18 protein-coding genes are annotated in these 19,921 nt (G+C 61.3%); all 18 read right to left on the bottom strand.

Annotated features, from left to right (window positions below):
* Positions 1 to 3: 3 nt before the first annotated feature.
* The gene (gene carB / locus AC07VY_RS00940; RefSeq protein ID WP_495095936.1) at positions 4 to 3,234 is read right to left on the bottom strand and encodes a carbamoyl-phosphate synthase large subunit; all 3,231 of its coding nucleotides are present in this window, start codon (positions 3,232 to 3,234) and stop codon (positions 4 to 6) included.
* The gene (carA, locus tag AC07VY_RS00935) at positions 3,227 to 4,399 is read right to left on the bottom strand and encodes a glutamine-hydrolyzing carbamoyl-phosphate synthase small subunit (RefSeq protein WP_495095937.1); all 1,173 of its coding nucleotides are present in this window, start codon (positions 4,397 to 4,399) and stop codon (positions 3,227 to 3,229) included. The genes carB and carA overlap by 8 nt, the downstream gene beginning before the upstream one ends.
* Positions 4,400 to 4,631: 232 nt before the next feature.
* A complete protein-coding gene (locus tag AC07VY_RS00930) occupies positions 4,632 to 5,405 on the bottom strand; it encodes a TrmH family RNA methyltransferase (RefSeq protein ID WP_495095938.1) in 774 nt (257 codons plus the stop codon).
* The gene (rnhB, locus tag AC07VY_RS00925; protein WP_495095939.1) at positions 5,402 to 6,019 is read right to left on the bottom strand and encodes a ribonuclease HII; all 618 of its coding nucleotides are present in this window, start codon (positions 6,017 to 6,019) and stop codon (positions 5,402 to 5,404) included. The genes AC07VY_RS00930 and rnhB overlap by 4 nt, the downstream gene beginning before the upstream one ends.
* Positions 5,991 to 7,139 carry a lipid-A-disaccharide synthase gene (gene lpxB, locus AC07VY_RS00920; RefSeq protein ID WP_495095940.1) on the bottom strand — a complete coding sequence of 383 codons (1,149 nt, stop codon included), beginning with the start codon at positions 7,137 to 7,139 and terminating at the stop codon, positions 5,991 to 5,993. Before lpxB ends, rnhB begins: the two co-directional genes overlap by 29 nt.
* Positions 7,139 to 7,927 carry an acyl-ACP--UDP-N-acetylglucosamine O-acyltransferase gene (lpxA, locus tag AC07VY_RS00915; RefSeq protein ID WP_495095941.1) on the bottom strand — a complete coding sequence of 263 codons (789 nt, stop codon included), beginning with the start codon at positions 7,925 to 7,927 and terminating at the stop codon, positions 7,139 to 7,141. The genes lpxB and lpxA overlap by 1 nt, the downstream gene beginning before the upstream one ends.
* Before the next feature lie 9 nt (positions 7,928 to 7,936).
* The gene (fabZ, locus tag AC07VY_RS00910; protein WP_490592653.1) at positions 7,937 to 8,377 is read right to left on the bottom strand and encodes a 3-hydroxyacyl-ACP dehydratase FabZ; all 441 of its coding nucleotides are present in this window, start codon (positions 8,375 to 8,377) and stop codon (positions 7,937 to 7,939) included.
* Positions 8,374 to 9,390, bottom strand: coding sequence for a UDP-3-O-(3-hydroxymyristoyl)glucosamine N-acyltransferase (gene lpxD / locus AC07VY_RS00905; protein ID WP_495095942.1), 1,017 nt, complete (start codon positions 9,388 to 9,390; stop codon positions 8,374 to 8,376). Before lpxD ends, fabZ begins: the two co-directional genes overlap by 4 nt.
* An 8-nt stretch (positions 9,391 to 9,398) precedes the next feature.
* Positions 9,399 to 9,920 carry an OmpH/Skp family outer membrane protein gene (locus tag AC07VY_RS00900; RefSeq protein WP_495077263.1) on the bottom strand — a complete coding sequence of 174 codons (522 nt, stop codon included), beginning with the start codon at positions 9,918 to 9,920 and terminating at the stop codon, positions 9,399 to 9,401.
* Positions 9,920 to 12,217 carry an outer membrane protein assembly factor BamA gene (gene bamA, locus AC07VY_RS00895; protein ID WP_495077262.1) on the bottom strand — a complete coding sequence of 766 codons (2,298 nt, stop codon included), beginning with the start codon at positions 12,215 to 12,217 and terminating at the stop codon, positions 9,920 to 9,922. Before bamA ends, AC07VY_RS00900 begins: the two co-directional genes overlap by 1 nt.
* A 46-nt stretch (positions 12,218 to 12,263) precedes the next feature.
* Positions 12,264 to 13,625 (bottom strand): RIP metalloprotease RseP, encoded by a 1,362-nt coding sequence (rseP, locus tag AC07VY_RS00890; RefSeq protein WP_495095943.1) that lies wholly within the window; start codon positions 13,623 to 13,625, stop codon positions 12,264 to 12,266.
* A gap of 278 nt (positions 13,626 to 13,903) precedes the next feature.
* Positions 13,904 to 15,082 carry a 1-deoxy-D-xylulose-5-phosphate reductoisomerase gene (gene ispC, locus AC07VY_RS00885; RefSeq protein ID WP_495095944.1) on the bottom strand — a complete coding sequence of 393 codons (1,179 nt, stop codon included), beginning with the start codon at positions 15,080 to 15,082 and terminating at the stop codon, positions 13,904 to 13,906.
* A gap of 19 nt (positions 15,083 to 15,101) precedes the next feature.
* Positions 15,102 to 15,953 carry a phosphatidate cytidylyltransferase gene (locus tag AC07VY_RS00880; protein WP_495095945.1) on the bottom strand — a complete coding sequence of 284 codons (852 nt, stop codon included), beginning with the start codon at positions 15,951 to 15,953 and terminating at the stop codon, positions 15,102 to 15,104.
* A 9-nt stretch (positions 15,954 to 15,962) separates the two neighbouring features.
* Positions 15,963 to 16,679 (bottom strand): polyprenyl diphosphate synthase, encoded by a 717-nt coding sequence (gene uppS, locus AC07VY_RS00875; RefSeq protein WP_495077258.1) that lies wholly within the window; start codon positions 16,677 to 16,679, stop codon positions 15,963 to 15,965.
* A gap of 68 nt (positions 16,680 to 16,747) precedes the next feature.
* Positions 16,748 to 17,308, bottom strand: a complete 561-nt coding sequence (frr, locus tag AC07VY_RS00870) for a ribosome recycling factor (RefSeq protein ID WP_495077257.1) — start codon at positions 17,306 to 17,308, stop codon at positions 16,748 to 16,750.
* 30 nt (positions 17,309 to 17,338) lie between these two features.
* A complete protein-coding gene (gene pyrH, locus AC07VY_RS00865; protein WP_490592644.1) occupies positions 17,339 to 18,061 on the bottom strand; it encodes a UMP kinase in 723 nt (240 codons plus the stop codon).
* 71 nt (positions 18,062 to 18,132) lie between these two features.
* The gene (gene tsf, locus AC07VY_RS00860) at positions 18,133 to 19,065 is read right to left on the bottom strand and encodes a translation elongation factor Ts (protein WP_495077256.1); all 933 of its coding nucleotides are present in this window, start codon (positions 19,063 to 19,065) and stop codon (positions 18,133 to 18,135) included.
* Between the two features lie 91 nt (positions 19,066 to 19,156).
* Positions 19,157 to 19,909: a 30S ribosomal protein S2 gene (gene rpsB / locus AC07VY_RS00855; protein WP_490592642.1), complete on the bottom strand. Its 753-nt coding sequence runs from the start codon at positions 19,907 to 19,909 to the stop codon at positions 19,157 to 19,159.
* Positions 19,910 to 19,921: the final 12 nt, after the last annotated feature.

Here is a 19,921-nt window from a genome sequence, read left to right as displayed (position 1 = left end):
CAATCAAGCAAGCAGTTGGGCGTGCATTTCCTGTACCGAGATCACATCCAGATCGTCCAGGTACTGCATGCCTTCCACCGCCGCTTCGGCACCAAAAATGGTGGTGAAGGTGGTGACGCGGGCCAGCAAGGCCGAGGTGCGGATATGGCGGGAATCGGCGATCGCATTGCGGCGCTCTTCCACGGTGTTGATGACCAGGGCAATCTCGTTGTTCTTGATCATGTCCACGATGTTGGGCCGGCCCTCGGTGACCTTGTTCACCACGTTGCAGGCAATGCCCGCCGCCTGGATCGCCGCCGCCGTGCCCTTGGTGGCCAGCAGGCTGAAGCCCAGAGCTGCCAAACCGCGCGCGACTTCCACGGCACGGGCCTTGTCGTTGTTCTTCACCGACACAAAGGCCACGCCGGAGCGCGGCAGCTTGGTGCCCGCACCGATCTGCGACTTCACAAAGGCTTCGCCAAAGGTCTTGCCCACACCCATCACCTCGCCGGTGGACTTCATCTCGGGGCCGAGAATCGTGTCCACACCGGGGAACTTGACGAAGGGGAATACGGCTTCCTTGACGCTGAAATACGGCGGCGTCACTTCCTTGTGGATGCCTTGCGCGTCCAGCGACTGGCCGACCATGCAGCGGGCCGCCACCTTGGCCAGCTGGATGCCGGTGGCCTTGCTGACAAAGGGCACGGTACGGGATGCACGCGGGTTCACTTCCAGCACATAGATCACGTCCTTGCCATCCACGTTCTGGATGGCGAACTGCACGTTCATCAGGCCGACCACCTTCAGCGCATGCGCCATGGCCGTGGTCTGGCGCTTGATCTCGGTCACCGTCTCGGCCGACAGGTAGTACGGCGGCAGCGAACAGGCCGAGTCGCCGCTGTGCACGCCGGCTTGTTCGATGTGTTCCATCACACCGCCGATGAACACGCGCTGGCCGTCGCAGATCGCGTCCACATCGCATTCGATGGCGTCGTTCAGGAAGCGGTCCAGCAGCACCGGAGAGTCATGGCTGACCTTGACGGCTTCGCGCATGTAACGCTCCAGATCGCGCTGCTCGTGGACGATTTCCATGGCGCGGCCACCCAGCACATAGCTGGGGCGCACCACCAGGGGATAACCCAGGGCAGCAGCCTTTTCCAGCGCTTCCGGCTCGGTACGGGCCGTGGCATTCGGTGGCTGGCGCAGGTCCAGCGCATGCAGCAGCTTCTGGAAGCGTTCACGGTCTTCGGCCGCGTCGATCATGTCGGGGCTGGTGCCGATGATGGGCACGCCGTTGGCTTCCAGGTCCAGCGCCAGCTTCAGGGGCGTCTGGCCGCCGTACTGCACGATCACGCCGAAAGGCTTTTCCTTGTCGACGATTTCCAGCACGTCTTCCAGCGTCAGCGGTTCGAAGTACAGGCGGTCGCTGGTGTCGTAGTCGGTGGACACGGTTTCGGGGTTGCAGTTGACCATGATGGTCTCGTAGCCGTCTTCGCGCATGGCCAGCGCGGCGTGCACGCAGCAGTAGTCGAACTCGATGCCCTGGCCAATGCGGTTCGGTCCGCCGCCCAGCACCATGATCTTCTTCTTGTCCGTCGGCGCGGCTTCGCACTCGCCACCTTCGGCCTCGTAGGTCGAATACAGGTAGGCGGTGTCGGTAGCGAACTCGGCCGCGCAGGTGTCCACGCGCTTGTAGACGGGGCGCACGCCCAGCGCACGGCGGGCGTTGCGCACCGCAGTGTCGGTGGTCTTCAGCTGCTTGGCCAGGCGGCGATCGGAGAAGCCTTTTTGCTTCAGGGCGCGCAACGTGGCAGCGCTGATGTCGGCCAGCGACTTGGTTTCCAGCTCCAGCTCAATCTTCACGATCTGCTCGATCTGCACCAGGAACCAGGGGTCGATCTTGGTCAGCGCAAACACTTCGTCCACGCTCATGCCCTGGGCAAACGCGTCGCCCACGTACCAGATGCGCTCGGGGCCGGGCTCACCCAGCTCTTTTTCCAAGACTTCACGGTCCTGGGTTTTCTCGTTCATGCCATCCACGCCGACTTCCAGGCCGCGCAGGGCTTTCTGGAAGGATTCCTGGAAGGTCCGGCCCATAGCCATGACTTCGCCGACCGACTTCATTTGCGTGGTCAGGCGCGCATCGGCGGTGGGGAATTTTTCGAACGCGAAACGCGGAATCTTGGTGACCACGTAGTCGATGCTGGGCTCGAAGCTGGCGGGCGTAGCGCCGCCCGTGATGTCGTTGCGCAGCTCGTCCAACGTGTAGCCGACCGCCAGCTTGGCCGCCACCTTGGCAATCGGGAAACCCGTCGCCTTGGAAGCCAGGGCCGAGGAACGCGAGACGCGCGGATTCATCTCGATCACCACCATGCGCCCGTCCTTGGGGTTGATGGAGAACTGCACGTTGGAGCCGCCGGTGTCCACACCGATTTCACGCAGCACCGCCAGGCTGGCGTTGCGCAGCAGCTGGTATTCCTTGTCGGTCAGGGTCTGGGCTGGTGCCACGGTGATGGAGTCACCGGTGTGCACGCCCATGGGGTCCAGGTTTTCGATCGAGCAGACGATGATGCAGTTATCGGCGGTGTCGCGCACCACTTCCATCTCGTACTCTTTCCAGCCCAGCAGCGACTCTTCTATCAGCAGCTCGTTGGTCGGCGAGGCTTCCAGGCCGCGCTTGCAAATCGTCTCGAACTCTTCGGCGTTGTAGGCGATGCCGCCACCGGTGCCGCCCAGCGTGAAGCTGGGGCGGATGACGGTGGGGAAGCCCAGGGTCTTCTGCACATCCCAGGCTTCCTGCATGCTGTGGGCGATGCCGGAACGGGCCGAGCCCAGGCCGATCTTGGTCATCGCGTCCTTGAACTTCAGGCGGTCTTCGGCCTTGTCGATGGCTTCGGGCTTGGCACCGATCAGCTCGACTTTGTACTTCTCCAGCACGCCGTTGTGCCACAGGTCCAGCGCGCAGTTCAACGCGGTCTGGCCGCCCATGGTGGGCAGGATCGCGTCCGGACGCTCCTTGGCGATGATCTTCTCGACCGTCTGCCAGGTGATGGGCTCGATGTAGGTGACGTCGGCCGTGGCCGGGTCGGTCATGATCGTTGCCGGGTTGCTATTGATCAGAATGACTTTGTAGCCTTCTTCGCGCAGCGCCTTGCAGGCTTGCACACCCGAGTAGTCGAACTCGCAGGCCTGGCCGATGATGATCGGGCCAGCGCCAATGATCAGAATGGATTTAAGGTCGGTCCGCTTAGGCATTTTTTGTTTTCTCCATCAGTGCGGTAAAGCGGTCAAACAGGTACGAGATATCGTGCGGGCCGGGCGAGGCTTCGGGGTGTCCCTGGAAGCAGAACGCCGGCTTGTCGGTACGGGCCAGGCCTTGCAGCGTGCCGTCGAACAAGGACACGTGGGTGGCACGCAGATTGGCCGGCAGGCTGGCCTGGTCCACGGCAAAACCGTGGTTCTGGCTGGTGATGCTGACGCGGCCATCGTCCAGGTCTTTCACCGGGTGGTTGGCGCCATGGTGGCCGAACTTCATCTTGAAGGTCTTGGCGCCACTGGCCAGGGCCATGATCTGGTGGCCCAGGCAGATGCCGAAGGTGGGGATGCCGGTTTCGATCAGCTCGCGGGTCGCGGCAATCGCGTAGTCGCAGGGCTCCGGGTCGCCAGGGCCGTTGGACAGGAATACGCCATCGGGCTTCAAGGCCAGCACGTCTTTGGCGCTGGTCTGGGCCGGCACCACGGTGATGCGGCAGCCGCGGCTGGCCAGCATGCGCAGGATGTTGAACTTGACGCCAAAGTCATACGCCACCACGTGGAAGCGCGGCGCGGTCTGGTCACCATAGCCTTGGTGCAGCTGCCATTCGGTCTGGGTCCAGGCGTAGGACTCCTTGGCCGACACCACCTTGGCCAGGTCCAGGCCGGCCATGCTGGGCGCAATCTTGGCGGCAGCCACGGCTTGGGCAATCGCCTCGGGCGTGACGTCGTGGCCCGCGGGCAGTGCCAGGATGCAGCCGTTCTGCGCGCCATGGGTACGCAGGTGGCGGGTCAGCTTGCGAGTGTCGAGGTTGGCGATGGCGACCGTCTTCTGCTGGACCAGGTAGTCCGACAAAGTCATGTGGCTACGGAAGTTGGAGGCGACCAACGGCAGATCTTTGATGACCAGACCGGCGGCGTGCACTCCGGAAGCTTCAACGTCTTCCACATTGACACCGTAGTTGCCGATGTGGGGGTACGTCAGGGTGACGATCTGCTGGCAGTAGCTGGGGTCGGTGAGGATTTCCTGGTAGCCGGTCATGGCGGTGTTGAACACCACCTCGCCCACGGTGGAGCCTGCGGCTCCAATGGAATTGCCAACAAAGACCGTGCCGTCTGCGAGCGCCAGGATGGCGGATGGGAAGGTTCCCTGAAGAGACAAAAGCACTGGGTTCTCCGAAATAGTTACGGGTACGCCCAAGCGGTCCAAGAGAAAACTCTTGCAAATGCTCTGAAAGGGGGTTCGGTGAGACCGGCGCTAGGCGTACGTGGATGCGGGAAAGCCCATCATTATAGCTCACCCCCAAGCTGCGCCCACTAGTTCCAGATGCGCCAACCCCCTTCCCTAAGGCCCGGCAAAGCCGCCTTCATGGGTTACTGCGAAGGGCAGTTATCGCCGGTCAACGGCCGATAGATGACGCATGCAGGCAAATTGCCGCCGCCGCCGCCACGTTCAGCGACTCCTCTCCGCCCGGCTGGCCTATGCGCACCGCAATCTGGGCGCGCGCCTGCAAGGCTGGCCCCACGCCCTGCCCTTCGTGGCCCATGGCCCAGGCGCAGGGAAAGGGCAGCTTCTGCTCTTGCAAAAGCGCGCCCTGGTGCGAACTGGTGACCACCAGGGGCACGGCCAGCGCATCCAGCGCCTCGGGCTCCAGGCCTTCGATCAGCCGCAGGCCGAAATGCGCACCCATGCCGGCGCGCAGCACCTTGGGGCTCCACAGCGCCGCCGTGCCCTTGAGCGCAATGATCTGCTTGAAACCAAAGGCGCCGGCGCTGCGCAGGATGGAGCCGACGTTGCCAGCGTCCTGCACCCGGTCGAGGATGACGCTGGCCGCAGTCGGATCCAGCGCGGTGGCGCTGGGCAGGTCGATGACAAAACCCATGGGCGCCGGCGATTCCAGGCTGCTCAGGTCGGCCAGCAGTTTATCGACCATTACTATGGTTTTAGTAGCTGCCTGCGCATATTGCGCCTGCGCCTGCGGCCAAAAAGACTCTGCAAAAATCGCCAGTGCGGGTTTCCATCCACGGGCCAGCGCGGCGCGGCACAGATGGTCACCTTCGAGCCAGACGCGGCCCTGCTTGCGGTAGGCCGTGCTGTCCTGCGACAGGCGGCGCAGCTCTTTCAGCAGCGGGTTGTCACGCGACTGGATGTAGGTAATAGGGTCAGAGCTCATCGCAGTACCTGGGTCACGGGGGCAAATGTTTTTCGGTGCAGTGGACAGGCGCCGTGGGCCTGCAGCGCCGCCAGATGCGCGGCCGTGCCATAGCCCTTGTGCCCGGCAAAGCCGTACTCCGGGTAGGTGAGATCCACCTGGGCGCACCAACGGTCGCGCGTCACCTTGGCCAGGATTGAGGCCGCAGAGATCGCCGGCACCAGGGAGTCGCCTTTGACGATGGCCTCGCTGGTCATGCGCAACGTAGGCAGGCGGTTGCCGTCCACCAGCACATGGCCAGGCTTGAGGCGCAGGCCCTCTACCGCGCGCTGCATGGCCAGCATGGTGGCTTGCAGAATGTTCAGGCGCTCGATCTCCTCCACGCTGGCTTCGGCAATCGAGCAGCACAAGGCCTTGGCCAGGATTTCGTCGAACAGCTGCTCGCGCCGCTTGGCGGTGAGCTTCTTGGAGTCGGCCAGGCCACGAATCGGGTGCAGATCGTCCAGGATCACGGCCGCAGCCACGACCGGCCCGGCCAGCGGGCCGCGCCCGGCCTCGTCCACGCCCGCAACCAGACCGCGCGGACTCCAGGCCAGCGGAACTTGCTCAGGCGCTGATGATTTCTTCGATGGCATGGGTGGCAAGCTGTGCGGTGTCGCGCTGCAGCAAGTGGTGCAGCGCGGTGAATTTTTCTTCAAGGGCAGCGATTTTCGCAGAGCCCTTGGCGTCCAGCCACTGCAGCGTAGCCTCGGCCAGAGCCTGGGGCGTGGCGGCGTCCTGCAGCAGCTCAGGCACCACGAAGTCGGCGCACAGGATGTTCGGCAGGCCGACCCAGGGCTGCAGCTGCTTGCGCTGCATCAGCTTCCAGGACAGCCAGTGCATGTTGTAGGCGATGACCATGGGCCGCTTGAACAGCGCGGCCTCCAGCGTGGCCGTGCCGCTGGCGATCAGGGTCACGTCGCAGGCAGCCAGCACGGTGTGCGACTGGCCGGCGACGATCTGCACGCGCCCGGCCAGGCCGGCCTGGGCGGCGATGGCTTCGATCCGCTCTTTCAACGAGGGGATCGCCGGCACTACAAATTTAATAGCTGGCCGCGCAAGCAGCATCTGCGCTGCAGCCTGAAAGAACCGCAAAGCCAGGTATTTGATTTCGGACTGCCGGCTGCCGGGCAGGATGGCGACCACATCGTCACCATCGCCCAAGCCCAGCTTCTGCCGTGCGGCTGCGCGGTCGGGGTTGAGCGGAATGACGCTGGCCAACGGGTGGCCAACATAGGTGGCGGCAATGCCGTGCTCGGCCAACAGCGCCGGCTCGAAGGGGAAGATGCACAGCACATGGTCGGCCGCGCGGCGGATCTTTTCCACCCGGTCGGCCCGCCAGGCCCAGATCGACGGGCAGACGAAATGCACGGTGGGTACACCCTGGGCCTTCAGCGCGGCTTCCAGGCCCAGATTGAAGTCAGGCGCATCCACGCCAATGAACACAGCCGGGCGCTCTTGCAGCAGGCGTTCGCGCAACTGCTTGCGGATGTTGATAAGCTCGTACAGGCGCAGGAACACATCCATGTTGTAGCCGTGCACGGCCAGTTTGTCACTGGGCCAGGCCGCCTGGAAGCCACGCTTGACCATCTGCGGACCGCCGATACCGATGGATTGCAAATCGGGCCAGCGGGCGCGCAAGCCATCCAGAACCAGGCCCGCCAGCAAGTCGCCAGAGGCCTCGCCGGCCACCATGGCGATACGGGGAGCAGACATCAGCGGGCGATGCCGCTGACGGAAGAGCCGAGGAAGTCGTCCATCAGCGCGATGTCCTCCGCGGCTTCGGGCATCTGGGCCGTCAGGGCCTGGATCGCTGCACGGGCTTCGTCCAGAGTTTTGCCCTGGCGGTAGATCAGCTTATGCATCTCGCGGATGGCCTTCAAGCGTGCATCCGAAAAATCACGCCGCTTCAGGCCCACCAAATTTACGGCGCGCACCTCCAGCGGATGGCCATCCACCACCATAAAGGGCGGCACATCCTTGTTCACGTGGCTGGCAAAACCCACCATGGTGTGGGCACCGATGCGCATGCGCTGCAGCACGCCGGTCAGGCCGCCAATCGTGGCCCAATCGCCTATCTGCACATGGCCAGCCAAGGTGGTGTTGTTGGCCATGGTGATCTGGTTGCCCAACTGGCAGTCGTGCGCGATGTGCACATAGGCCATGATCCAGTTGTCATCGCCGATGCGCGTGGCGCCCGCATCCTGCACCGTACCCAAATTGAAGGTGCAGAACTCTCGGATCACGTTGCGGTCGCCAATCACCAGTTCGGTGGGCTCGCCGGCATACTTCTTGTCCTGCGGTATTGCTCCCAGGGAGTTGAACTGGAAGATACGGTTGTCACGGCCTATCGTGGTGTGGCCCTCGATCACGCAGTGTGGGCCTATCGTGGTGCCAGCACTGACTTTGACATGCGGGCCGATCACCGTGTAGGGGCCGACGCTGACCGTAGGGTCCAGCTGGGCCTGCGGATCGACGACAGCGGTGGCGTGGATAAGGGTCACACGCAGTCCTTAGGCGATGGTACGCATGGCGCAGGTCAGCTCGGCTTCGACTGCCAGCTCGTCACCCACAGTGCCCTTGCCCTTGAACTTGAAAATGCCGGACTTCATGCGCACCAGCTCCACGTCCAGCATCAGCTGGTCGCCGGGTTCGACAGGGCGCTTGAAACGCGCGTTGTCGATAGCCGCAAAGTAGTACACGGTGTCGTCCTCTGGCGATTTGCCAAGTGCATCGAAAGCCAGCAGGGCCGCGGCCTGGGCCAGCGCCTCCAGCATAAGCACACCAGGCATGACCGGGCGGCGCGGGAAATGACCCTGGAAAAACGGTTCGTTGATGGTAACGTTCTTGAACGCACGAATGGACTTGGATTTGTCGATGCTCACCACCCGGTCCACCATCAGGAAGGGGTAACGGTGGGGCAGCTGCTTGAGGATTTGGTGGATGTCCATCATGGTGTTTCTAGGCTCTTCAAATGTTGTTCTAGTGATTTTTCGACCGCCTTCAGGCGGTCACGCAAACTGTGCAGCTGTTTCAGCGAAGCGGCGTTCTTTTCCCACTTGCTGTTTTCATCGATCGGGAACATGCCTGTGTAGTGGCCCGGCTGCGAGATCGAGCGGGTCACCACGGTGGCCGCTGAGATGTTGACGCGGTCGGCCAGTGTCAAATGGCCCAGCACAATCGCCCCGCCGCCCACGGTGCAGTGGGCGCCAATGTGGGCGCTGCCCGCCACGCCGACGCAACCCGCCATGGCAGTGTGCTCGCCGATCTGCACGTTGTGGCCGATCTGGATCAGATTGTCGAGCTTGACGCCATTGCCAATCACGGTGTCGTCCAGCGCGCCACGGTCTATGCAGGTATTGGCGCCAATTTCCACATCATCGCCAATGCGCACCGCACCCAGCTGCTCAATCTTCTCCCAGGCGCCAGCGTTCGGAGCAAAGCCAAAGCCGTCGGCACCGATCACCACGCCCGCATGCAACAGACAACGCGCCCCCACGCTGCAGTCCTCACCCACGGTAACCCGGGATTTGAGTACCGAACCGGCGCCTATATGCGCACCACGCTCGACCACGCACAGCGGACCTATGGTGGCTGTCGCGTCGATGTAGGCACTTGGATCCACCACCGCGCTGGGATGTACGCCCTGCGCCTGTGCGGCAGCTCGCTGGCGCTTCCACAACTGGGTGAGTTTGGCGAAATACAGATAGGGCGCATCGGCCACGATGCAGGCGCCACGCGCCACCGCCAGCTCTCGCTGGGCCGGGCCGACGATCACGCAACCAGCCTGGGAATGCGCCAGCTGCTGCTGGTATTTGGGATTGCTGAGAAAAGCGATCTGGGCAGCCGTCGCCGACTCCAGGGGTGCAATGCCGGTGATGGCCAGAAGGGCATCACCATGCAACTCGCCCCCCAGGGCCTCCACGATCGCGCCAAGGCGCAACACCACGCTGGAAGCCCCCGTCATCACTTCAATTATTTAGCGCCCGTCGTCGCGTTCAAGGCCTTGATGACCTTGTCAGTGATGTCGTACTTGGGGTTGATATAGACGGCCTCTTGCAGCACAGCATCATACTTTTCAGTCTCTGCCACTTGCTTGATGACCTTGTTGGCCTTTTCCAGCACTTGCTGCAGCTCTTCGTTCTTACGAGAATTCAGGTCTTCCTGGAATTCACGGCGCTTGCGCTGAAACTCGCGGTCTTGGTCGACCAACTGCTTCTGGCGCGACGTACGCTGGCTTTCGGCCAGGGTCGTAGCTTCACGCTCGAACTTGTCTGAAGCGGCTTTGAGCACCGAACCCGCATCGGTCAGCTCTTTTTCGCGCTTGGAGAACTCTTGCTCCAGCTTGGACTGGGCGGCTTTGGCGGCCGCAGACTCGCGGAAGATGCGGTCCGTGTTGACAAATCCAACGCGGAACTCGTCTGCCTGCGCGTGTGCTGACAGAAGCATGGCTCCCAGAACAATGCCGGAGCCCCAGTTGCGTAGAAATTTCTTCATTAGAAAGACGTGCCTATTTGGAATTGCAAGGACTGGATTCTATCGCCAGCGAATTTACGTATCGGTTTGGCATAAGCCAGACGAAGCGGACCGACCGGAGAAATCCAGCTCAGGCCCACACCAGTGGATGCCCGCATGTCGCTGAAGCTCATTTTCTGGTCTTCACCGTAGACATTGCCAACGTCGGCAAATGCAAACAAGCGCAGGGTACGGTCGTTACCAGCACCGGGGAACGGCGACTGGATTTCGGTGTTCAGGGTGAACTTCTTGGGGCCACCAATGACCGAGCCAGTCACGTCACGTGGCCCCAGCGTGCCCTGCTCGAACCCCCGCACCGAACCCAGGCCACCGCCGTAGAAGTTCTTGAACACCGGGAATGGCTCACCGCCCAAGCCCTTGCCATAGCCCAGCTCACCGTTGAAGGCAAAGGTGAACTGCTTGGTCAAAGGCACATACTGCTGGTACTGGTAGTTGCTGCGCAGATAGCGGGCATCGCCGAACAAGCCAGCTTCGGTGTTGAAGCGCTGGTAGATACCGGAACTGGGCGCCAAGGTACTGTCGCGATTGTCACGCGACCAACCCACGGTCAAGGGGAAAGCCGAACTGGTGTAGCCAAATTTCTCGGCGTACGCCAAATAGGCAGCCGGGATATTGGTACCCGGCTTGATGGTGGTGCGCTCCAGGCTGGCGCCGAAGTAAATGGTGTCCAGCTCACTGAACGGCACGCCGAAACGCAAGCCCGCGCCCTGGGTCACCAGTTGGTAGTTACCGCCCTGGTCGTTATAGGGCTTGGTGGCGCGGTGGAACACGTCGATCGAGCGTGAAATACCGCTGTTGGTGAAATACGGATCGACCGTGCTGACCACCACCACCTGATTGTATTTGCTGGTGTTGACTTCCAGGCCCAGGTAATTGCCCGAGCCGAAGGCGTTTTCCTGCTTGATGCTGAACGACAACGCCAGCTTTTCAGCGCTGGAGAAGCCTGCACCCAGCTGGATGCTGCCGGAGGATTTCTCTTCCACATTGATCTGCAGGTCCACCTGGTCGGGCGAACCGGCCACGTCCTGCGTCTCTACGCCAACTTCCTTGAAATAACCCAGACGGTCCACGCGGTCGCGCGATAGCTTGATCTTGTCACCGTCGTACCAGGACGATTCGAACTGGCGGAACTCTCGGCGGATAACTTCGTCACGCGTGCGGCTGTTGCCGGCCACATTCACCTTGCGCACATAGGCGCGGCGCGAAGGCTCGGCCTGCAGCACCAGCACCACGCGGTTGGTCGCACGGTCGATTTCTGGACGGGCCTCAACCTGGGCAAAGGCAAAGCCGAAGCTGCCAAAGTTATCCTTGAACGCCTTGGTGGTCTTGGCGACCAGGTCGGCGTTGTAAGCTTCACCGGGCTTGATACTGACCAGAGATTTGAACTCGTCTTCCTTGCCCAGGTAGTTGCCTTCCAGGCGCACGGCGGACACCACAAAACGCTCACCTTCGGTGATGTTGATGGTGATAGACATGTCCTGCTTGTCGGGCGAAATAGCTACCTGGGTCGAGTCCACCTTGAACTCCAGGAAACCGCGCGACAAGTAGTAGGAACGCAGGGTCTCGATATCGGCGTTGAGCTTGGCACGGGTATAGCGATCCGACTTGGTATACCAGCTGAGCCAGCCGCCGGTGTCCAGTTCAAACAGGCCGCGCAGGGTGGACTCCTCGATGGCTTTGGCGCCTACGATATGGATGTCCTTGATCTTGGCCGGCTCGCCTTCGGTGATCGTGAAGGTCAGGTTGACGCGGTTGCGCTCCACCGGCGTGACGGTAGTCACCACGGTAGCCGCATACAGGCTCTTGTTGATGTACTGGCGCTTGAGCTCTTGCTCAGCGCGGTCGGCCAGGGCCTTGTCGAAAGGACGGCCATCGGTCAAGCCCACATCGCGCATGGACTTCTTCAGTGCATCCTTGTCAAACTCTTTGGAGCCGACAAACTCCACGTCGGCGATCGTCGGGCGCTCTTCCACCACTACCACCAGCACATCGCCATTCACTTCCAGGCGCACATCCTTGAACAGCCCCAAAGCAAACAAGGTGCGAATGGCCGCCGAGCCCTGTTCGTCGTTGTAGGTATCACCCACACGGAAAGGTAAAGATGCGAAAACAGTACCGGGCTCTACACGTTGCAGGCCTTCGATGCGAATGTCGCGCACGGCAAACGGTGTCACGGCCCAAGCCGTATTGGCGACAAAAATCAAAGCCGCAGCAGCCGACAAAGACCGCAGGCGAAAGCTATTAAAGTGGTTTTTCATGGATAAGGGTCTTGCCAAACCTGCAGAGCAGCTCAGCGATTGAATGTTAGCCAAAGAGGCGGTTGACATCGTTAAACAGCGCAATGGACATCATGAGCAAAAGCACCGCACCACCTCCGCGTTGCAAGCGCTCCATCCAGGCGTCAGATACGGATTTGCCTGTCACGGCCTCCCAAAGATAATACAACAGGTGCCCACCATCGAGGATGGGCACGGGCAGCAGGTTCAGCACACCCAGGCTCACGCTGATCAGCGCCAGGAACACCAGATACTGTGTAAAGCCCAGGCTGGCCGACTTGCCCGCATACTCCGCAACCGACAAGGGGCCACTCAGATTCTTGATGGAGGCGTCACCCACCAGCATGCGTCCCATCATGCGCAAGGTCAGGCCGGACACCTCCCAGGTGCGCTCCACGCCGCGCCACAGACCATCGACCAATCCATAACGTATGGTCACCATTTCAGGAGGGGCGCCCACATAGGCACCGATACGCCCCACCGACTGCAAACCCTCGGGCTTGATATCCGGTGTAACGGTCACGTCCAGCATCTGACCGGCACGCTCGACACGCCAGGTCTGCGCCAGCGGCTGACCATCCACCAAGGAGCCACGAATCACCGCGCGCAACTGCTGGCCATCCACAATCGGCGTGGCACCGACCTGCACGACCAGGTCACCGCGTTGCAAACCGGATCGGGCCCCAGCGCCATCGGCGGCCACATCTCCCAGCAACGGGCGCGTCCAGGGGCCCACCACACCTATGGTGCGGAACAGTTGGGCATCCGCATCCTGGGCATGCAGGCTGGCCAGGCCCATGACGACTTCGCGGCGGGCGCCATGTTCGTTTGAAGCCAATTCCAGACGCACATCGCGGCCATCCAGCGCGCCGCGCGTCAGCAGCCAACGCAGGTCGTCAAAGGACTGGACGTCGTCCAGCTCTTCACCGTCCCAGCCGGCACGGGTGACAACTTCGCCGCCCTGCACGCCAGCCTTTTCCGCCACCGAGCCTATGCCCGGGCTGGCCAGCACTGCTCGGGCTTCGTCCACACCACTCCAATTGACGACGCCGTACAGCAATACCGCCAACAACAAATTGGCCAAGGGCCCAGCCGCCACGATGGCCGCCCGCTTGGCCAGGGTCTGGGTATTGAAAGCCAGGTGACGCTCTGCCGGCGCCACGGGCGCTTCGCGCTCGTCCAGCATCTTCACGTAACCGCCCAGGGGAAATGCCCCCAGCACGAATTCGGTCGGTGAACCCTTGGGCTGCCAGCGTAACAAGGGCTGGCCAAAGCCCACGGAAAAGCGCAGCACCTTGACGCCACAGGCCACAGCCATGCGGTAGTGGCCGTACTCGTGCACGGCAATCAACAAGCCCAGCGCCACGATAAAAGCCACTATGGTCAGCATGGCAGTCCTTTACAAGGGCCTGTTCACACTATGGATGCAAGTGCGAACGTGGTTGGAAAAGCGCCAATGAAGACGCGGGACGACGGCCAGGCTGGCCGCCTGGCCTAGGACTGCAACGCGCAGTGGCGCTTTTCCAGCCACGTTCCCTTCGGGTTGCAGCCCAAAGGACCAGCCGCAGCATTGCAAAGCCTTGCCGGGGTACACCCCGGCTGCGTTTTGCGCCTCGCCTCTGGCCCTTTGAACAGCAACGCATCTTGTATCCATAGTGTGAACAGGCCCTAAATTTGCAGACGCGATACGGTCTGATGTGCGGCGGCGCGCGATTGCGCGTCCAACGCCAATAAATCTTCCAGCGTCTGCGGCTTGGAGGGGCTGACCGCTGCCAAAGTTGCAAGATTGATGGAATGGATCTGGTCGAAGCGGATACGCCGGTCTAAAAACGCAGCCACGGCCACCTCGTTTGCTGCATTCAGCACCGCGCAGGTACCAGAAGGCGCACGCAAACTCTCCCAGGCCAGTTGCAGGCACGGGAAGCGCTGGAAATCTGGCAGCTCAAAAGTCATCGCCGCCATCTTGGCGAAGTCCAGCCGCGCCGTGCCGCTCTCGATGCGCTCCGGCCAGGACAGGCCGTAGGCAATCGGTACCCGCATATCCGGCGTGCCCAGCTGGGCCATTACCGAGGCATCATGGAACTGCACCATGGAATGGATGATTTGCTGCGGATGGATGACCACCTCGATCTGCTCAGGCGTGACGCCGAACAGGTACTTGGCCTCGATCACCTCCAGCGCCTTGTTCATCATCGTGGCCGAGTCCACCGAGATCTTGCGGCCCATGGCAAAGTTGGGATGGGCGCAGGCTTGCTCGGGGGTAACATCGCGCAGCGTGGCCGGATCACGGGTACGGAAGGGGCCGCCCGACGATGTCAGCATGATCTTCTCGATGCGCCGTGGCCAGACCGCCGGGTCTTCGGGCAGCGACTGGAACACCGCGGAATGTTCGCTGTCGATCGGCAGCAGCAGCGCACCGCCCTGCTTGACTGCGGCCAGAAACACTTCACCGCCGACCACCAACGCCTCTTTATTCGCCAACAGCAAACGCTTGCCGGCGCGGGCCGCCGCCAGACAAGGGGCCAAGCCAGCAGCCCCGACGATGGCCGCCATCACCGCGTTCACATCTTCATGCGACGCTACCATTTCAATAGCTGCTGGCGCAGACAATACCTGCGTTGGAAGGCTTATTTCCTTAAATTTTCGGGCCAGCAGTTCGGCATGCGGTACGCTGGCCATCACGGCAAAACGGGGTTTGAACTGCACGCATTGCTGCAGCATCAAATCCACCTGGGTCGCCGCCGTCAGAGCGAAAACCTCAAAGCGCTCGGGATGGCGGGCCACCACATCCAGCGTGCTGGTACCCACCGAGCCGGTGGAACCCAAAATCGTCAAAACCTGTTTCATACCCTGCTTCATGGGTTCATTAGCCTACAGCGGAGGCCAACATCATCACCAGCGGCAGGATTGGCAGCAAGGCATCCACCCGGTCCAGCACACCGCCGTGACCGGGCAACAAACCACTGCTGTCTTTCACACCGGCGCTGCGCTTGACCAGAGACTCGATCAAATCCCCCGCCACACTCATGGCGGCAAGGAACAAGGCCGCCAACAGCAACAGCACATTGCTGCGCTCTGCCAGGCGGGTGTACAGACTGGCCACCGTGGCGTGGTTCGCACTATCGGCGGCCACCCAGGCAAACGCCAACACCACAACCCCCAACATACCACCGCACACACCTTCCCAACTCTTGCCGGGGCTGATGGCGGGAGCCAGTTTGTTCTTGAAAAATTTGGTGCCGAAGGCACGCCCTGCAAAGTAGGCAAAGATGTCGGCCACCCAAACCAGCACCAGCGCCGACAGCAGAAAGTTAATGCCCACCACGCGGGCTTGGCACATAGCCAGCCAAGCGGCCCACAGGGCGGCAAACCCCACCGTGCCACGCACGACGCCAGGGATGCGTCCCCACCCATCCACGCCGCCACGCAGCAGCCAGGCACCCACCAGCACCCAGGCTGCACCGACCACGGTCCACAGCATCGGCGTATGCGCGGTCAGCAAACCCATCAACCAGGACACGGCGCAGGCCAGTGCCATCAGCAGGCCCAAGCCCAAAGATTTGGCCTGGCTCAAGCCATTCATGCGACCCCACTCCCAGGCGGCTGCGACTATCGCAACAACGGCCAGCAGACACAGCGGCTCGGGTGCTGGATAAAACAGCGCAGGCAAAAGAATCGCCAACAGAACGATGGCCGTGATGACACGTTGCAGCAGCATGGAAGGTGATCAGGTGGCCGTAGCCACCTGCTCCGAGGTTTTGCCAAAGCGGCGTTCACGGCGGCTGTAAACGGCAATCGCCTCGTCCAGCGCGGCTTCATCGAATTCGGGCCACAGCTTGTCGCTGAAGACCAGCTCGGAATATGCGGCCTGCCAGATCAGGAAGTTGCTGATGCGGAACTCACCGCCGGTGCGTATCAGCAGATCCGGGTCCGGCGAATGCGCCAGGGCCATGGCGCGGTCCAGACTTTTCTCGGTGATGGCCTCGCCCGCTGCAGCAAGTTTGCGCGCGGCCTGAGCAATATCCCAGCGACCACCGTAGTTGAAACAGATGTTGAGCACCAGCCGGGTGTTGTCGGCCGTCGCCTTCTCGGCTTCCAGCAGGCCATTGCGGACCTTTTCCGACAAGGCGCCAAGGTCGCCCACGAAGTGCAACTGCACACCATTGGCCTTGAGCTTGGCGACTTCCTTGGCCAGCACACCAACCATCAAGGACATCAACCCCGAAACCTCTTCTGCCGGACGGTCCCAGTTCTCGGAGGAAAACGCAAACACGGTCAGCACGCCGACACCACGGTCCAGGCAAGCCTGCACGCAGCGACGCAAAGAATCCACACCCTGGTGGTGACCGGCAATGCGCGGCATGAAGCGCCGCGTGGCCCAGCGGCCATTGCCATCCATGACGATGGCGATATGGCCGGGAACCGAAGATAAAGAAGTAGCCATGTTAAAAATCAACCCCTGTCAAAAACACCGTGGAACCGACTGCATAAAGACCGGGGATGCTCCACATGCTAGACGGCCATGATGTCCTGCTCTTTGGCAACCACCAGTTGGTCAATTTCGGCGATGTGGCGGTCGGTGATCTTTTGCACATCGGCTTCAGCGCGCTTCTGGTCGTCTTCGGAGGCAAGCTTGTCCTTGACCAGCTTCTTCACGGCTTCGTTGGCATCGCGGCGCACACTGCGCACCACGATCTTGGCGCTTTCACCTTCGGTGCGTGCCAGCTTGGTGAGTTCCTTGCGGCGCTCTTCGCTCATGGCCGGCATGGGCACGCGGATCAGGTCACCCAACGAAGCGGGGTTCAAACCCAGATGGCTGTCACGGATGGCCTTTTCGACCTTGGACGCCATGTTCTTTTCCCAGGGCTGAACGCCGATGGTGCGCGAATCGATCAGCGACACATTGGCGACCTGGCTGATAGGCACCATGGAGCCGTAATACTCCACTTGCACGGTATCCAGCAAAGCGGGATTGGCGCGACCCGTACGGATCTTGGCCAGGTTGTTCTTGAAGGCCACGATGGACTGGTCCATCTTGGCTTGCAGATTGGTTTTAACGTCGGCGATAGTCATGCTTTTCTCCTCAGGGGCCTGCACACAGGGTCAGGCATGGACCAGGGTGCCCTCATCTTCACCCATCACCACACGCTTGAGCGCGCCGTGCTTGAAGATGGAAAACACCTTGATCGGCAACTTCTGGTCACGGCACAAGGCAAAGGCCGTTGCGTCCATGATGCCCAGGTTTTGCGACATGGCTTCATCGAAGGACAGGCTGGCGTAACGGGTTGCCGAGGGGTCTTTCTTGGGGTCGGCGGTGTACACACCGTCCACCTTGGTGGCCTTGAGCACCACCTGCGCACCGATCTCCGCGCCGCGCAAAGCTGCAGCCGTATCGGTGGTGAAAAATGGGTTGCCAGTACCGGCGGCAAACACCACGACCTTGCCCTCTTCCAGGTACTGCAAGGCCTTGGGCCGCACATAGGGCTCGACCACCTGGTCGATGGCGATGGCAGACATCACACGCGCTGTCAGGCCGGCCTTGTTCATCGCATCGGCCAATGCCAATGCGTTCATCACCGTGGCCAACATGCCCATGTAATCGGCGGTGGCGCGGTCCATACCGACCGAGCCGCCCGCGACACCACGGAAAATATTGCCACCACCAATCACCACCGCAACCTCCACACCCAAGCGGGTGACTTCGGCGACCTCTTCCACCATACGCACGATGGTGTCACGGTTAATACCGAATTGGTCGTCTCCCATGAGTGCCTCCCCCGACAGCTTGAGCAAGATACGCTTGTAGGCTGGTTGGGCTTGGGTCATGGAAACTCCTTGGATGGTTGGATGAAAAATGGTAGGGGCAAAGTGTTTCGCGTAGATGTCTGGAACAGGACTTAGGCCGTAGCCTTGGCCGCAGCCACTTGCGCCGCTACTTCGGCAGCAAAGTCGTCAACTTTCTTTTCAATGCCTTCACCCACCACGTACAGGGTGAATGATTTGACATTGGTCGAAGCCGCCTTGAGCATTTGCTCCACAGTTTGCTTGTCGTTCTTAACGAAGCTCTGGTTGAACAACGAGACTTCCTTCAGGTACTTCTGCACGCCGCCTTCGATGCGCTTGGCAACGATTTCGTCGGACTGCACAGGCTTGCCGGCGGCCACTGCCACAGCAGCGTCCTCAGCAGCCTTGGCTGCTGCCACGGAACGCTCTTTAGCGATCAGGTCTGCAGGCACGTCAGCGCTGGTCAGGGCCACGGGCTTCATGGCGGCGATGTGCATCGCGACATCCTTGGCCGCCACTTCGTCGCCTTCGAACTCAACCACCACGCCGATGCGCGTGCCGTGCAGGTAACCCGCCAGCTTGGAGCCGGAGAATTGCTTGAAGCGGCGGAAGGTCATGTTTTCGCCGATCTTGCCGATCAGACCCTTGCGCACATCTTCCAGCGTGGGGCCGAAACCGTCTTGCTCGTAAGCCAGGGCGCTCAGGGCAGCCACATCGGCTGGGTTGTGCTTGGCGATCAATTGCACCGCACCTTGGGCCAGAGCCAGGAAGCTGTCGTTCTTGGTCACGAAGTCGGTTTCGCAGTTCACTTCCAGCAGAGCGCCCACAGATGCCGATCCGGTGCCTTCGAAGTAGCTGGTCACCACGCCTTCAGCGGTCACGCGCGATGCGGCCTTGCCAGCCTTGCTGCCGAGCTTGACGCGCAGCAGTTCTTCAGCCTTGGCCATGTCGCCTTCGGCTTCGGTCAGGGCCTTCTTGCATTCCATCATGGGAGCATCGGTCTTGCCACGCAGTTCAGCGACCATGCTTGCGGTAATTGCAGCCATATTTCTCTCCGTCTTAAATCAAAAAAATTAGTAAAAAAAAGGGGGCTTGCGCCCCTCTTTCATGGCGGCGAACCGCGCAATGGAGAAGCGCTTAGGCAGCGGCTTCGCTCACTTCCACGAATTCGTCGGCAGTTTCAGCAGCCACGGCCTTGACCACATCGCTGGCGGCGTTGTTACGGCCTTCGATGATGGCGTCAGCGATACCACGGGCGTACAAAGTGACAGCCTTGGAGGAGTCATCGTTGCCTGGGATTACGTAGTCAATGCCTTCGGGCGAGTGGTTGGTATCGACCACGCCGATCAGCGGAATGCCCAGCTTGCGGGCTTCAGCGATGGCAATCTTGTGGTAGCCAACGTCGATCACGAAGATCGCGTCTGGCAGGGTGGTCATGTCCTGGATGCCACCGATGTCTTTTTCCAGCTTGGCCATTTCGCGGGCAAACATCAGCTGTTCTTTCTTGCTCATGCTGTCCAAACCGGCTTCTTGCTGGATCTTCATGTCCTTCAGACGCTTGATCGAGGTCTTGACCGTCTTGAAGTTGGTCAGCATGCCGCCCAACCAGCGTTGGTCAACGAAAGGCACGCCAGCACGGGCTGCTTCACCGGCGACAATTTCGCGGGCTTGGCGCTTGGTGCCGACCATCAGGATGGTGCCACGGTTGGCGGTCAGTTGCTTAGCGAACTTGGCCGCGTCCTGGAACATCGGCAGCGATTTTTCCAGGTTGATGATGTGAATTTTGTTGCGGTGACCGAAGATGAACGGGGCCATCTTGGGGTTCCAGAAGCGGGTTTGGTGACCAAAATGGACGCCGGCTTCTAACATTTCGCGCATGGTGACAGACATGGAGTTCTCCGT

It is taken from the genome of Rhodoferax sp. GW821-FHT02C08, from assembly GCF_059421805.1.
This window is presented reverse-complemented; position numbering and strand designations above follow the sequence as displayed.